We start from the raw sequence: 13752 nt of genomic DNA on the forward strand, positions 1-13752 counted from the left end.
CATGTCGCCCTCCACGACCTCCGCCACCCCGGCCTTGCAGGCCGCCCTGCGCACCGATGCCTGGTTCGGCAGCTGCGCGCCGGCCCTGCAGGAGGCCCTGCTCGGCCTGGGTCGCGCCGGGCAACTGGCCGCGGGTGAGCGCCTCTTCACACGGGGCGCCTCGGCCGAAGGCCTGTGCTGCGTGACGGCCGGGGCGCTGCGGGTGGGCGCGCTGCAACCCGACGGCAGCGAGACCCTGCTCGGCTACGTGGAGCCCTACCAGTGGTTCGGCGAAATCTCGCTGCTCGACGGCCTGCCGCGCACGCACGACGCCGTGGCCGATGTCGACACCACCGTCTGGCAGGTGCCGCAGCCGGAGCTGAGGGTTTGGCTCGACGCGAACCCGGCCCATTGGCGCGACGTGGCACGCCTGGCCTGCACCAAGCTGCGCCTCGCGTTCACCATGCTGGAAGACATCGCCCACCTGCCGCTCGAGCAGCGCCTGGCGAAGCGCCTGTGGCTCGTGGCGCACGGCAATGGCACACGCCCCGATGCGCCGCGCCGCCAGTTGCGGCTGCCGCAGGAGCAGCTGGCCCTGATGCTCGGCGTGAGCCGGCAGAGCGCCAACAAGGCGCTGCGGGCGCTGGAAGACAAAGGCGTGCTGAAGCTGCGCTACGGCGCCATCGAACTCATCGATGTGGCGGTGCTCGCCCGCGCCGCGGGCCTCGCCTGAGGGGCTTGCGGGCTCAGGCCGGGTGGGCCAGGTCGCGCAGGTGCGTGGGGCCGGCGCGGCGCTCGATCTCGGCGAGCAGCGGCTTGTTCCAGCCCATCGAGAACAGCGCCTCGGCCGTCACGAACATCGGTCCGACCAGCAGGCCGAAGACATCGTCGACGAACGCCGGCTTGCGGCCCTCGTAGTAGTGCCCGAGGAACTGCATCGCCCAGCCGATGAAGAAGGTGCCGGCCCCCCAGGCCAACCAGCTCGCCATGCCCCCGCCAGCCACGCCATGCGCCAGGGCGACGATGCCGCCGACCGCCAGCGTGACGGCCAGGCTCAGCGTGAGCGGCCCGCGGCGGCTCAGGTACCAGGCGCCCGCGAAGCAGAAGGCCACCCAGGCGGCGGTCACGTCGAGCTGGGGCAGGGTGAGGTGCAGGCGGGCCAGCAGCACGCCAATGCCGAAGATGATCAGCGGGATGCCCACAAAATGGGTGACGATGTTGCGCTGGTCTCGGTGGTACTGGGCGTAGTGCACCAGAAGGTCCAGGGTGCTGCGATGTGCGTTCATGACGGGTCTCCGCATGGCGGGCGTTGGGTCACATTCTGGGCCGGGCTGCAGCCCTTGGGAACATGGTAGTTACACAGAGACCGATGGTGTCACGGGAAGGAACGAATGCAGGGCGTGCTTGAGCAAAACCGCACCAACATGAACACATTGGCGCGCTGGGCGGGCGCGGCGTGCCGCAGTGCGGTCTTCATGCGGCCGGGGCTGTCGGGCCTGCATATCGGGCCAGTGGGTCTGGTGCTGCTGACGGTGCTGCTGGTGGCCGGCGGAGCCGCCTTGCAGCGGCTCTTCTATTGGCCGGGGCCGGTGCAGTTCTACTGGCAGGCGGTGGGCAGCGGCTGGATGGCCACGCTGTTGCTCGTGCTGGCCTGCTGGATGGCCGCGCGGGGTACGCCGGAGGGTGAGGGCGGTGCAGTGCTGCTGGCGCTGCTCTGGCTGCAGCAGATGCTGATCTCCTGGCCGATCTGGGGTGCCTACCTCGTGCTGCAGCGTGGGCTGCCGCCTGGCGCGGCGGCGCTGGCGGCGGAGGTGATGCAGGTGCTGCCCTGGGTGTTGATGGGCTGGATGGCGCTCGCGGCCGCCGTGCTGCTCGCGCACCATGCCGACCGGGCGGCGCTGCGGGTGGCGGTGGTCATCGTGGTGGCCGCCGCGGCGCTGGCCAGCCTCTACCTGCCCCGCGGCGCGTACTGGTACCCCGACGTGACGGCTGCGGCTGCGGGCGAGCCCGAAGAGCAGCGCCTGCAGCTCACCCAGGAGGTGCTCGAAGCCCAGTCGGCCACCGTCGTGTCGACCCTGCATGCCTTGGAGCCGCAGCGGCCCGGCGTGGCCGACGTCTACGCCATCACCTTCGCGCCCTATGCCGGTGAAGAGGTGTTCCGCCGCGAGAGCCGGCTCGTCAGCGAGCTGATGCAGGACCGCTTCGATGCGCGCGGCCGCACGCTCTCGCTCATCAACCATGCCGAGACGGCGCGCGAGCTGCCCTGGGCCACCGGGCTCAACCTGCGCCGCGCCATCCAGCAGGTGGCGAACCTGATGGACCGGGAGGAAGACATCCTCTTCATCCACCTCACCTCGCACGGGGCGCGCAACGGCCGGCTGGCCGCGCAGTTCGACCCGCTGGAAGTCGACGAGCTCACGCCCGACAAGCTGCGTGCCTGGCTCGACGAAGCCGGCGTGCGCTGGCGCGTGCTGTCGATCTCGGCCTGCTACTCGGGCTCGTGGCTGCCCACGCTCGCCGACCCGAGCACGCTGACCATGACCGCGGCCGACGCCACGCACACCTCCTACGGCTGCGGGCGCGGCTCCGAGCTCACCTACTTCGGCCGTGCGATGTATGCCGAGCAGTTGCGCGGCACCCGCTCGTTCGAAGCCGCGCATGCGGCGGCGCGCGAGGTGATCGCCCGGCGCGAGAAGGAGGCTGGCAAGACCGACGGCTATTCCAACCCGCAGATTCAGGTGGGCGAGGCCATCAAACCCAAGCTCGCCGAACTGGCGGGCCGGCTCGATGCTGCGGTGCGATAGGCCACAATCGAGCCCCCTCTGAAAAGCGCGAGACCGGCATGAGCATCAAGAGCGACAAGTGGATCCGCCGCATGGCCGAGCAGCACGGCATGATCGAGCCCTTCGAGCCCGGCCAGGTGCGCCACGCGGCCGACGGCCACAAGATCGTGAGCTACGGCACCAGCAGCTACGGCTACGACATCCGCTGCGCGCCCGAGTTCAAGGTCTTCACCAACATCCACAGCACGGTGGTCGACCCGAAGAACTTCGACGAGAAGAGCTTCGTCGACATCGAGGCCGACGTCTGCATCATCCCGCCCAACAGCTTCGCGCTGGCGCGCACGGTGGAGTACTTCCGCATCCCGCGCAGCGTGCTCACGATCTGCCTCGGCAAGAGCACCTATGCGCGTTGCGGGATCATCGTCAACGTCACCCCCTTCGAGCCCGAATGGGAAGGCTACGTGACGCTCGAGTTCAGCAACACCACGCCGCTGCCCGCCAAGATCTACGCTGGCGAAGGCTGCGCGCAGGTGCTCTTCTTCGAGAGCGACGAGGTCTGCGAGACGAGCTACAAAGACCGCGGCGGCAAGTACCAGGGTCAGCGCGGGGTCACCCTGCCAAAAACTTAACGGCACATCGTCACGGGGCGCGAACTGGGCGCTCGCCGGCCCCCAGTTCCCCCGATTCCCCGGCAGGGTGCAGGGCTATCGTGTGGCCACACGCTACACATGGAGCCCGCCATGACGACCTTGTCGCACGCTGCCCCCGCCGCCGGCACCCACCGCCCGGTCGCGCTGATCGAAGACCTGAAGGCGCTCGGCCGCTTTCGCAGCAAGATGGCGCAGCAGGCCCTGAGCGTCAACGTGGCCCGCATGATGTACGACCGGCCCTATGCCTTCGACCGCATCGCGCTCGCGCACAGCAGCGCCGATGAGTCGCTGCAGCGCCTGGCCCTGCAGCTCTTCGCACAGTACTCGCAAGACGACGCTGCGGCGCACTGAGCGCGCCGTCGACTCCGCATCAGGGGCTGCCGCGAGGCGGCCCTTTTCGCTTTCCGGCCTTCGCTACCATGCCCCTTCGGCCAACACCGGGAGCGCAGCATGAAGTGGGAAGGCAATCGCGAGAGCGACAACGTCGAGGACGCCCGCTCGGGCGGCGGTGGTGGCGGGTTCTCCTTCGGCGGTGGCCGCGGCATCGGCCTCGGCAGCGTGGTGATCGCGCTCGTGGCCGGCTGGATCTTCGGCATCAACCCGCTCACCATCCTCGGCCTCATGAGCGGTGGCGGCCAGGCGCCGCAGGTGCAGCAGGCGCCCGCCGGCAAGCCGCCAGCCGACGACCCGATGGCGCGCTTCGTCTCGGTGGTGCTGGCCGACACCGAAGACGTGTGGCGCGAGCAGTTCCAGCAGATGGGTGCCACCTACCGCGACCCGAAGCTGCGCCTCTTCCGCGGCAGCGAGGCCACGGCCTGCGGCATGGGCCAAGCGGCGATGGGGCCGTTCTACTGCCCCGGCGACCAGAAGGTCTACATCGACCTCAGCTTCTACGAGACCATGCGCACACGCCTCGGCGCCCCCGGCGACTTCGCCCAGGCCTACGTGATCGCGCACGAGGTGGGCCACCACGTGCAGAACCTGCTCGGCATCAGCGGCAAGGTCGACAGCATGCGCGGCCGCGTCTCCGAGGCGCAGCAGAACGCGCTCTCGGTGCGCCTCGAGCTGCAGGCCGACTGCTTCGCCGGCGTGTGGGCGCACCACGCCAACAACGCACGCCAGATCCTGGAGCAGGGCGATGTGGAAGAAGCGCTCAACGCCGCGTCACAGATCGGCGACGACGCGCTGCAGCGCAAGTCGCGCGGCACGGTGCAGCCCGAGACCTTCACCCACGGCACGAGCGCCCAGCGGGTGACGTGGTTCAAGAAGGGCCTGCAGACCGGCAGCGTGAACCAGTGCAACACCTTCGAGGCGCGCCAGATCTGATCAACGCCTCGGGGGCGGCAGCTCCAGCGTGCCAAGCCAGTCGCAGCGCAGGCGGCCCCGCCGGTGCAACGCGCGCCGCAGGGCCACGTAGAGCGTGGGCGTGAGGAAGAGCAGCGCGCAGCCCAGCGCCATGCCGGGCCACCACAGGATCAGTGCCGCGGGCTCGCCCATCCAGCCGAACATCCACGCGGTGAGCACGCCGTCCCAGGCGTGGTACTCGAGCGGGTGCTCCGGCTTGTGGGCCAGCTGCCAGAGCTTGATGGCGTGAAGCTGCTGCAGGGTCATGGGGCTCTCCCGACGAGCGCGCGGCCTTCAGCGTAGAACCATCTGCGCAGCGTGAAAACCCCCTCGGCCGCAAGCCCCTCGGGCCCGCTCAGACAAGCGGCTCAGGCCAGCAGCGCCAGCTGCTCCGAGAGCGTCTTCTCGCCGAAAAGCCACTGGCCCGGCAGCAGGCGCATGCCCTGCTCGCTGGGCCACACGAGCGCGGGCACGCCGTGCATGCCGACCGCCTTCATCACCTTCTTCGCGCGGGCGACACGTTTGTCCGTGAGGCCGGGCAGGGCCGGGTTGGCGAGGCGCTGCTCCCAGGTCTCGGCATCGTCACCGAGTGACTTGGACAGCGCCTGCGTGATCACGCTGCGGTCGCTGATGTCGCGGCCGGCGACGAAGCGCTCGCGTTGCAGGGCGTGCAGGGCGTCGAGCTCACGGCGCACGTTCCACTGCGACACGGCGGTCAGCGCTTCGGTGGCGGCGGTGCTGTCGAAGGGCAGCTCGGGGTTGGCCAGCACCTTGCGTTTGTAGAGCTCGCTGAAGCGCTGGCCGCTCATCGCGGCGATGCGCGCATCGGCCTGCTCGATGTGGCGAGCCATCTCGGCGTCGAGCGTCTTGCCCGGGGCGACGAAGAGGCCGCTGGGCACCGGCTCGACGATGCAACCGCCCAGATCCGCCAGCCCGTGGATGGCGGGCATGGCGCCGTAGCACCAGCCGCACAACGGGTCGTAGAGGTAGATCAGGTGGTCGATGGCCATCCGGCGAGTATGCGACAGCCCCTTGAGGGTTCAAGCCCGGCCGCCGATGGTCGGCAGCATGGCGCCGCCGGGCGGTGGGGCGGCCTCGGCGGTCAGTGGCGTGGGCGCGACGTTCCGCGGTTCAGTACGCCGCGGTGAAGCGGCGCTGCACGTGCCGCGGCGTCTCGATCTCGTCGACGATGGCCACCGCCAGGTCGGCCACCGAGAGGCCGGCCGGGGCGCCGTTGGCGTCGACCAGCACCTCGTCACCGCCGAGGCGGAAGCCGCCGCGCCGCTCGCCGGGCGCGAGCATCACGGCCGGTGAGACGAAGGTCCAATCGAGCGAGGTCTCGTGGCGGATGCGGTTCAGCGCCTCGCGGGCGGCGAGCGCACCTTGCTTCCACTCGGCCGGGAATTCCGGCGTGTCCACGAGCTGCACCCCAGGCGCCACGTAGAGGCTGCCCGCGCCGCCCACGACCAGCAGCCGCTTCACGCCACTGCGCTTCACGCCGTCGACGATGGCCTGCGTGCCCTGCAGGAAAAGGTCGTGGATGCGTGGCTCTTTCCAGCCCGGGTTGTAGGCGCTGATCACGGCGTCGACACCTTCCACCGCGTGGGCCACCTGCGCGCTCTGCAGCGCATCGGCTGCCACGACCGTGAGGCCCGGCCGGGTGGTGAATTTCGACGGATTGCGCGCCAGCGCCGTGACCTGGTGGCCACGGCGCAGCAGCTCTTCCAGCAGGGCCGCGCCGACGAACCCGGTGCCTCCGATGAGGGCGATCTTCATGTGTGTTTCTCCAATCCGTTGCAATGGATGTGACGATATGGGCTTCACAATCGGCTAGGAAGTCGTTCAAATCGAAGAACTTCTTTAAGCCCAGCTTCACAATGGACGATCTCCGGCGCATGGCCGTCTTTGCTGCGGTGGTGCAGCACGGCTCGATGAGCGCCGCCGCCCGGGCGCTGCGCATGAGCACTTCGGCGGTGAGCCAGCAGGTGCGCCTGCTGGAGCAGGGCAGTGGCGTGACGCTGCTGCACCGCTCCACCCGCAAGCTCTCGTTGACCGACACCGGTGCGCGTTTCGCCGAGCACTGCCACGCGATGGTGAGCGCTGCGGCCCAGGCGAACGCGCAGCTCGCGCTGGCGCACGACGCCCCGAGCGGCGAGCTGCGCATGTCGGCGCCGGTGGGCTTTGCGCGGCACATCGCACCGGGCCTCGGGCCGCTGCTGGCGGCCCACCCGGGGCTCACGCTGCGGCTGCTGGTGGACGACGCCCTCATCAACCTCGTCGACGCGCGCATCGACCTCGCCCTGCGCGCCGGCCGCCTGCCCGATTCGAGCTGGGTGGCACAGCGCCTGTGCGACTTCGACTGGATCCTTTGCGCCTCGCCCGACTACCTGCGCCGCCACGGCGAGCCCGCCACGCCGGCCGAGCTGGCGCAGCACCAGTGGCTGGTGGGCTCACGCGACGGCTCGGGCCTGCAGATCGAGCTCATCGGGCCGCAGGGCGAGCGCGCGCCTCTGCGCGTCGACGCACGCATCGCCAGCAACAACCAGCTGAGCCTGGAGCAGATGTGCCTGGCTGGCCTCGGCGTGGGCATGCTGACCCACCCCGACGTGCACGAGGCCCTGCAGGCGGGCCGGCTGAAGCGCGTGCTGCCGCAGTGGCAGCTCGCGCCGGGCCCGGTGTGGGCCGTCACGCCTCAGCGCGAGAACCAGCCAGCCAAGGTGCGCCATGCCATCGAGGCGATGCGGGCGTACTTTGCGGCCACGCCGGGCACGCGGGTGTGAGGGCCCTCAGTGCCCGGGCGCAGTGCCCGGCACGAGGATGCGCCGGTCGACGTTGCGGATGTCGGTGTGGCCGCAGAAGGCCATGCTCACGTCGAGTTCCTTGTAGATGATCTCCAGGCACTTGGTGACGCCCTCTTCACCCAGGGCGCCGAGGCCGTAGAGGAACGAGCGGCCGATGAGCGTGCCGCGGGCGCCGAGGGCCACCGCCTTCAAGACGTCTTGCCCCGAGCGGATGCCGCCGTCCATCCACACCTCGATCTTCGAGCCCACCTCGCGGGCGATCTCGGGCAGCGCGGCAATCGACGAGGGCGCGCCATCGAGCTGCCGGCCGCCGTGGTTGGAGACGATCAGCGCATCGGCGCCGCTGCCGGCCGCATAGCGCGCGTCTTCCACGTCCATGATGCCCTTCAAAATCAGCTTGCCGCCCCAGCGCTTCTTGATCCACTCGACGTCGTTCCAGTCGAGCTTGGGGTCGAACTGCTCGCGCGTCCAGGTGCTGAGCGAGGTGACGTCGCTCACGCCCTTGGCATGGCCGATCAGGTTGCCGAAGCTGTGGCGCTTCGTGCCGAGCATGCCCAGGCACCAGCGCGGCTTGGTCATGAGGTTGAGGATGTTGGCGATGGTCGGCTTGGGCGGCGTGGTGAGGCCGTTCTTGATGTCCTTGTGGCGCTGGCCGAGCACCTGCAGGTCGAGCGTCAACATCAGCGCCGAGCAGCCGGCGGCCTTGGCGCGGTCCATGAGCCGTTCCATGAAGTCGCGGTCGCGCATCCAGTAGAGCTGGAACCAGAACGGCGACTTGGTGTGCGCGCGGATGTCTTCGATGGAGCAGATGCTCATCGTCGACAGCGTGAACGGAATGCCGAACTTCTCGGCCGCACGGGCCGCGAGGATCTCGCCGTCGGCGTGCTGCATGCCGGTCAGGCCCGTGGGCGCGATGGCCACCGGCATGTGGGTCGGCGTGCCGGCCATGGTGGTGGCGAGCGTGCGGTTGTCCATGTTCACCGCCACGCGCTGGCGCAGCAGGATCTTCTGGAAATCGCTCTCGTTGGCGCGGTAGGTGCCTTCGGTCCACGAGCCGGAGTCGGCGTAGTCGTAGAACATGCGCGGCACGCGGCGCTTGGCGAGGACGCGAAGGTCCTCGATGCAGGTGATGGGGGTCATAGCCCCAGAGCTTATCCCCTGCGGCGGCGCGGAACGAAGTTCAGTTGCGTCGTCGTTTTCACGGGCGATGCGCTCACCTGCACCGGCACGCCTGCCTGCTCCTGGAGCTGGTCGGGGTGCCAGAGGGTCAGCTGCGCGGGGCCATCGGGCACGCCCTCGATCGTGACGACGCCATTGGCGTCGGTCTTGCCGAACCACGGTGTGTCGGCCACGTAGACCTGCCCGCGCATCGAGCCGTGGATGTGGCAGCCGAGGCCAATGGGGCCGGCCGCGTCCATCTTCAGGTCGGCGCTGGAGATGCCCGATTTTTTCTTGGCCGGGCCGCTCGGGTAGGCGTCGCCGCCGCCGCGGGCTTCGGCGATGGGGTCGGCGTCGAGCCGCAGCTCGAAGGTCTTGGCCGGGGCGATGGCGCCCAGCGGGCCGCTCGGCGTGGAGCGCACGTGGTGGTCGTAGGCGTCTTTGTTGACGAAGCGCAGCGTGCTGCCCACCGGCACGACGGTGAGGAAGGGCACGAAGCGCGAGCCTTCCTGCACGATGAGCACGGGCTTGGCGGCCGGCGTCACCGTGCCCTTGTTGGCGGCCTGCACCAGCACCACCACGTCGGGGGCGGGCTTGCCGTCCTTGTCGGTCACGGTGAGTTGCACGGTGCCCGCATGGGCGGTGCTTGCAACAAGGGCCAGCAGGGCCAGCAGGTGTCGTGTCATCGGTTTGTCTCCCTCACGGCGTGTTGATGATGTCGCGGTGCATCGGCGCGAGGCGCGCCAGCAGCTTGTTCTGTGTCGAGAACGCGATGCCTTGCGCGTTCATGCTGTCTTGCAGCACCTCCACCAGCGCGTTGAAGTCGCCTTTGGTGATGTCCATGCCCTCGTGGGCCTTCTTCATGTCGGGGCCCTTGAGCTTGCAGGGGCCGCCCGAGACCTCGCAGAACTGCGCCACGAGTTGTGCCTTCACGTGCGGGTGGTCCACGTCCTTGAAGAAGGGGTTCATGCGCTTGTCGGCGAGCAGGCGGGTCATGAAGTCGTCCATCAGCTTGGTGAGGCCGGGCTGGCCGCCGAGCTGGCGGTAGAGCGAATCGTCGGCGGGTTGCGCGTGGGCCGTGAACGCGAGGCCGAGCAGGGCGGTGCACAGGAGTTGAAGCAGGCGGTGCATGTCGTGCTCCTTAGAAGGCAACCTGCGCCGAAAGGTACGCGCCGGTCTGCCGCTTGTTGACGACGCCCGGCACGATCTTGCCGGCATCCACATAGGCGAGCGTGAGCGAGAAGTGCTTGCTCGGCGCCCACGCGACGAACACGTCGGCCCAGTCGTCTTCAGCCAGCGCGCCTGCGCCCAGCGCGGTGACGTCGCGGAAGTTGTCGGGCTTGGCGCGGTACTCGGCGCCGATGGCGAGGTCTCGCCGCAAGAGCCAGGCGAGCGAGACTTCGGGCTGCAGGCGGTAGCTCGTGTGGCCGGTGGCGCCGAAGCCGAGCAGGCCGTTCTGGTTGGCCTTGGTGGCGCGCAGCGTGCCGTTGACGAGCACCCCTTGCGCGAGGAAGAGCTTGGTCGCGCTCAGGTAGAGATCGGTGCCGCGGTCTTTCGCGCCGAAGCCGGCGAGCGTGCTTTCGAGTGCGCCGGCATCGGCCTGCTTGTGTTGCACGCCCACGGCCACCTGCGGCACCCAGGTGTCGCTGTCGAGCACCGCGTCGCCCAGCACGCGCAGCTTGACGCCGAAGATGTCTTGCTTGAGCTTGAGCCCCGGCAGCGTGAGAGCCGTGCCGACCGGGCCGGTGTCGAACGACTGTTGTGCGAACGACGCCTCGATGCGGTCGCCATAGGCGAGCGCCACGCCCGCCGCGTTGACCGCGAAGTCTTGGGTCTTGACGCGTGTGGCGAAGGCCGAGCCGCCGATCTCGCCCACGCTGCCGTAGCCGCCGGTTACGGCCCAGGGCGTGAGGCCGCCGCCTGCCGCACCGTCGATGCTGCTCACGCCGCCGGTCAGCAGCAGCTTGCCGCCGAATGAAAGCGCCGGTGGGCTGGCAACGGCCAGCGCCAGTGCGCCGGCCAGTGCGAAACGATGGTGTCGTGGCATGGAATGTGTCCCCTCTCCAGACTCATCTACGCGTCAGATCCGCTTTCGGATGCATCGAACAGCGGCAGCGGCGCATGGTAAGCGGGCACTGGCTCCTGTGCCACCGGGGTGTCGATGGCATGAGGGTTGAGCAGCTCCGAGAGCTTGGCCAGGTTGCCGGCGCGCACGCCCAGCAGGCGCAGGCGCCGGGTGAGGTCGACCCGCTTCAGGCATTCGCCGGCGGCGCGGCGGATGGTCTTCGCGTCCATCGTGTGCGCGGGCAGCGTGAGGTCGCGCGTGACGATCTTGAAATCATCGAAGCGCAGCTTGATGCCGATGGTCTTGGCCGCGTAGCCCTTGCGGCTGAGGTCGTCGGCCAGCTCGATGCACAGGTCGGTGAAGATGGGCGTGAGCACGCGCCGGTCGCGCACGGCGTGCAGGTCGCGCTCGAAGGTGGTCTCGCGGCTCATCGAGACGGGCTCGCTGTGCGTCACCACCTCGCGGTCGTCGATGCCGTGCGAGGCGCGGTGCAGCCAGGCGCCGTAGCTCTTGCCGAAATGCTCGACGAGGTAGGCCGCATCGCGCGCGGCGATGTCGCCGATGGTGTGCATGCCATGCGCCGCGAGTTTCTCGCTCGCCTTCGGGCCGATGCCGTTGACCTTGCGGGCGGCCAGCGGCCACACGCGGGCCGGGATCTCGTCGGCCCGCAGCAGCGTGAGGCCATCGGGCTTGTCGAACTCGGAGCAGAGCTTGGAGAGCAGCTTGTTGGGCGTGATGCCCACCGAGCAGGTGAGGCCGCCCGTGGCCTCGGCCACCGCGTCTTTCAGCTGCTGGCCGATGGCGCGCCCGCCGTCGTCGTGCACGCCGGGCAGCTCGGAGAGGTCGATGTAGATCTCGTCGATGCCGCGGTCTTCCACCAGCGGCGCGATGCGGCGCACCGCGGCCTTGAAGAGGCGCGAGTACTTGCGGTACTCGTCGAAGTCGACCGGCAGCAGCACCGCATCGGGCGCGAGCTTGGCGGCCTTCATCGTGGGCATGGCGGAGAACACGCCGAGCTTGCGTGCTTCATACGTGCTCGTCGTCAGCACGCCGCGGCCGGTGTAGTCGCGCAACAGCGAGAACTCTCGTGTGCCGTCAGGCCGCATCACCGGCTGGTGCCGCCGGCCGCCGCCGATCACCACCGGCAGGCCTTTCAATTCCGGGTAGCGCAGCAGCTCCACGGAGGCGTAGAACGCATCCATGTCGAGGTGGGCGATCAGGCGAGGCACGACTGTATTTTCATACAGTTATCTCCGGCAGGCGAGCCCACTACCATCCCCCGATGACCTACACCGCCCAATGCCTCTGCCGGGGCATCTCGTTTCGCATCGACGGCGAACTGGCGCCGATCCAGATCTGCCACTGCTCGCAATGCCGCCATGCGCAGGGCGCTGCCTTCGCGGCCAACATCCCGGTGGATGAGTCGGCGCTGCACTTCGACAGTGGCCGCGAGCTGATGACCGAATACGAATCGACGCCGGGCAAGAAACGCGCGTTCTGCCAGCGTTGCGGCTCGCCCATCTACAGCCGCCGCGACAACCTGCCCGGCGTGCTGCGCATCCGCGCCGGGCTCATCAACGAGCCGCTCGCCTCGAGCATCGGCTTCCACGCCTACGTGGCCAGCAAGGCCAACTGGTACGAGATCGGCGACGAGGCACCTCGGCACGCCGAGGGCTACGTGCCGCCTGCCGCCTGACCATGCTCGACTTCGAAGCGCCCCCCATCGAGTCGTCGCAGATGCGCCGCGCCGGCAAGGAATTGCTGTCGCTCGCGTTGATGGACACGCGCAACCACAGCCTGCGCTGGATGAGCGCGATCGAAGCGGCGCTGCCCGGCTTCGCGGTGAGCGAGCCGCAGCGCGAGGGCCTGAACCCGCCGCTGTGGTCGCTCGGCCACCTGGCCTGGTATCAGGAGCACTGGATCTCGCGAAACGTGCAGCGCCAGCGCGGCACCCAGGCCGACCCCACCGCGCTGCGGCTCGCGTCCATCGAGCCCCAGGCCGACCGGCTGTTCGACCCCTCGGTGGTGTTGCCCTCGCTGCGCTGGCGGCTCGAGCTGCCCGAGCCGCAGGCCATCCGCCAGTACCTGGCCGACACGCTCGAGACCACGCTCGAGCTGCTCGACCACGCGGCGGAAGACGACGACGCGCTGTACTTCTTCCGCCTCGCGCTCTGCCATGAAGACGCGCAGCTCGAAGCCTTCGCCGAGCTCGCGCAGACGCTCGGCTTCGACCCGGGCTTGCTGCCGATGATCGGCACGCTGGCGTCGCGCCAGCCGGTGCTCTTCCCGGCCACGCGCTGGCTGCTCGGCTCGCCACCCGGCGGCTTCGCGTTCGACAACGAACAGCCCGCGCACGAGCACAGCGTGCCCGAGTTCGAGATCGACGCGCAGCCCGTCACCTGGGGCCAGTACTGCGAGTTCGTGGAAGACGGCGGCTACGACGACGAGCGCCACTGGTCACCCGAAGGCTGGGACTGGGTGCAGCGAGAAGGCCGCCGCACGCCGCGCCATGTCGACCAGATGCGCCAGAGCGTGCTGATGCAGCGCTTCGGCAAGATGACGCGCGTGCCGATGTCGCAACCCGCCATGCACGTGAGCTGGTACGAGGCCGACGCCTGGTGCCGCTGGGCCGAGCGCCGCCTGCCGACCGAGCTGGAGTGGGAAGTCGCCGCGCACCAGGGCGCCTCGCGCGGCGTGCGCTTCGGTCAGGTGTGGGAGTGGACGGCGGGGAGCTTCCGCCCCTACCCAGGCTTCATGCCCGGGCCCGATGCGCAGTATTCGCAAGCCGCCTTCGGCTCGCACAAGGTGCTGCGCGGCGGCTCGTTTGCCACGAACGAGCGCATGCGCAACGCGAAGCACCGGCGCTTCCTGCTGCCCGAGCGCGACGACGCGTTCAGCGGGTTTCGCAGCGTCTCGCTCTGAGCGTCAGCGCCTGCCCGGCGCCGATCTCTCCCCTAAGATCGCCCGGCTTT

General features: G+C 69.3%; 17 protein-coding genes. 8 read left to right on the plus strand and 9 right to left on the minus strand.

Going from position 1 to position 13752, the window contains the following annotated elements; translation table 11 throughout:
* Nucleotide 1 precedes the first annotated feature (1 nt).
* Nucleotides 2–712 carry a Crp/Fnr family transcriptional regulator gene (locus tag KF892_22505; GenBank protein ID MBX3627797.1) on the plus strand — a complete coding sequence of 237 codons (711 nt, stop codon included), beginning with the start codon at nucleotides 2–4 and terminating at the stop codon, nucleotides 710–712.
* Nucleotides 713–725: 13 nt separating this feature from the next.
* On the opposite strand, the gene KF892_22510 is transcribed toward KF892_22505, so the two are convergent.
* Nucleotides 726–1265: a DUF962 domain-containing protein gene (locus KF892_22510; protein ID MBX3627798.1), complete on the minus strand. Its 540-nt coding sequence runs from the start codon at nucleotides 1263–1265 to the stop codon at nucleotides 726–728.
* Between the two features lie 105 nt (nucleotides 1266–1370).
* Here KF892_22510 and KF892_22515 point away from each other — a divergent pair, with 105 nt between their 5' ends.
* From KF892_22515 to KF892_22530, 4 genes are all read left to right on the plus strand, one after another.
* Nucleotides 1371–2783, plus strand: a complete 1413-nt coding sequence (locus KF892_22515; protein MBX3627799.1) for a hypothetical protein — start codon at nucleotides 1371–1373, stop codon at nucleotides 2781–2783.
* Between the two features lie 38 nt (nucleotides 2784–2821).
* Nucleotides 2822–3391: a dCTP deaminase gene (locus tag KF892_22520; GenBank protein ID MBX3627800.1), complete on the plus strand. Its 570-nt coding sequence runs from the start codon at nucleotides 2822–2824 to the stop codon at nucleotides 3389–3391.
* Between the two features lie 111 nt (nucleotides 3392–3502).
* Entirely contained in the window at nucleotides 3503–3763 is a 261-nt protein-coding gene (locus KF892_22525) for a hypothetical protein (protein MBX3627801.1), read from the plus strand.
* Nucleotides 3764–3862: 99 nt separating this feature from the next.
* On the plus strand, nucleotides 3863–4738 hold the full coding sequence (locus tag KF892_22530; GenBank protein ID MBX3627802.1) for a neutral zinc metallopeptidase: 876 nt from the start codon (nucleotides 3863–3865) through the stop codon (nucleotides 4736–4738).
* Here the strand turns inward: KF892_22530 and KF892_22535 are convergent, their stop codons facing one another.
* The 3 genes from KF892_22535 to KF892_22545 form a co-directional block, all read right to left on the minus strand.
* On the minus strand, nucleotides 4739–5023 hold the full coding sequence (locus tag KF892_22535) for a hypothetical protein (protein ID MBX3627803.1): 285 nt from the start codon (nucleotides 5021–5023) through the stop codon (nucleotides 4739–4741).
* Between the two features lie 101 nt (nucleotides 5024–5124).
* Nucleotides 5125–5766 carry a DsbA family protein gene (locus tag KF892_22540; GenBank protein ID MBX3627804.1) on the minus strand — a complete coding sequence of 214 codons (642 nt, stop codon included), beginning with the start codon at nucleotides 5764–5766 and terminating at the stop codon, nucleotides 5125–5127.
* Between the two features lie 121 nt (nucleotides 5767–5887).
* The gene (locus KF892_22545; GenBank protein ID MBX3627805.1) at nucleotides 5888–6532 is read right to left on the minus strand and encodes an NAD(P)-dependent oxidoreductase; all 645 of its coding nucleotides are present in this window, start codon (nucleotides 6530–6532) and stop codon (nucleotides 5888–5890) included.
* Nucleotides 6533–6633: 101 nt separating this feature from the next.
* Here KF892_22545 and KF892_22550 point away from each other — a divergent pair, with 101 nt between their 5' ends.
* On the plus strand, nucleotides 6634–7536 hold the full coding sequence (locus KF892_22550; protein MBX3627806.1) for a LysR family transcriptional regulator: 903 nt from the start codon (nucleotides 6634–6636) through the stop codon (nucleotides 7534–7536).
* Nucleotides 7537–7542: 6 nt separating this feature from the next.
* Here the strand turns inward: KF892_22550 and KF892_22555 are convergent, their stop codons facing one another.
* The 5 genes from KF892_22555 to dinB are packed head-to-tail and all read right to left on the minus strand — an operon-like array spanning nucleotide 7543 to nucleotide 12009.
* Nucleotides 7543–8697 carry an alpha-hydroxy-acid oxidizing protein gene (locus KF892_22555; protein MBX3627807.1) on the minus strand — a complete coding sequence of 385 codons (1155 nt, stop codon included), beginning with the start codon at nucleotides 8695–8697 and terminating at the stop codon, nucleotides 7543–7545.
* An 11-nt stretch (nucleotides 8698–8708) separates the two neighbouring features.
* Complete coding sequence (locus tag KF892_22560; protein MBX3627808.1) at nucleotides 8709–9401, minus strand: plastocyanin; 693 nt, start codon at nucleotides 9399–9401, stop codon at nucleotides 8709–8711.
* Between the two features lie 13 nt (nucleotides 9402–9414).
* Nucleotides 9415–9846, minus strand: a complete 432-nt coding sequence (locus KF892_22565) for a group 1 truncated hemoglobin (GenBank protein ID MBX3627809.1) — start codon at nucleotides 9844–9846, stop codon at nucleotides 9415–9417.
* 10 nt (nucleotides 9847–9856) lie between these two features.
* Nucleotides 9857–10762, minus strand: coding sequence for a DUF3034 family protein (locus KF892_22570; GenBank protein MBX3627810.1), 906 nt, complete (start codon nucleotides 10760–10762; stop codon nucleotides 9857–9859).
* Between the two features lie 26 nt (nucleotides 10763–10788).
* Nucleotides 10789–12009 (minus strand): DNA polymerase IV, encoded by a 1221-nt coding sequence (gene dinB / locus KF892_22575; protein MBX3627811.1) that lies wholly within the window; start codon nucleotides 12007–12009, stop codon nucleotides 10789–10791.
* A gap of 53 nt (nucleotides 12010–12062) precedes the next feature.
* On the opposite strand from dinB, the gene KF892_22580 reads away from it, so the two are divergent.
* Both KF892_22580 and KF892_22585 read left to right on the plus strand, forming a co-directional pair.
* Complete coding sequence (locus KF892_22580) at nucleotides 12063–12476, plus strand: GFA family protein (protein ID MBX3627812.1); 414 nt, start codon at nucleotides 12063–12065, stop codon at nucleotides 12474–12476.
* 41 nt (nucleotides 12477–12517) lie between these two features.
* Nucleotides 12518–13702 carry an SUMF1/EgtB/PvdO family nonheme iron enzyme gene (locus tag KF892_22585; GenBank protein ID MBX3627813.1) on the plus strand — a complete coding sequence of 395 codons (1185 nt, stop codon included), beginning with the start codon at nucleotides 12518–12520 and terminating at the stop codon, nucleotides 13700–13702.
* Nucleotides 13703–13752: the final 50 nt, after the last annotated feature.

The sequence above is a fragment of the Rhizobacter sp. genome, from assembly GCA_019635355.1.
Classification (GTDB): domain Bacteria; phylum Pseudomonadota; class Gammaproteobacteria; order Burkholderiales; family Burkholderiaceae_C; genus Rhizobacter.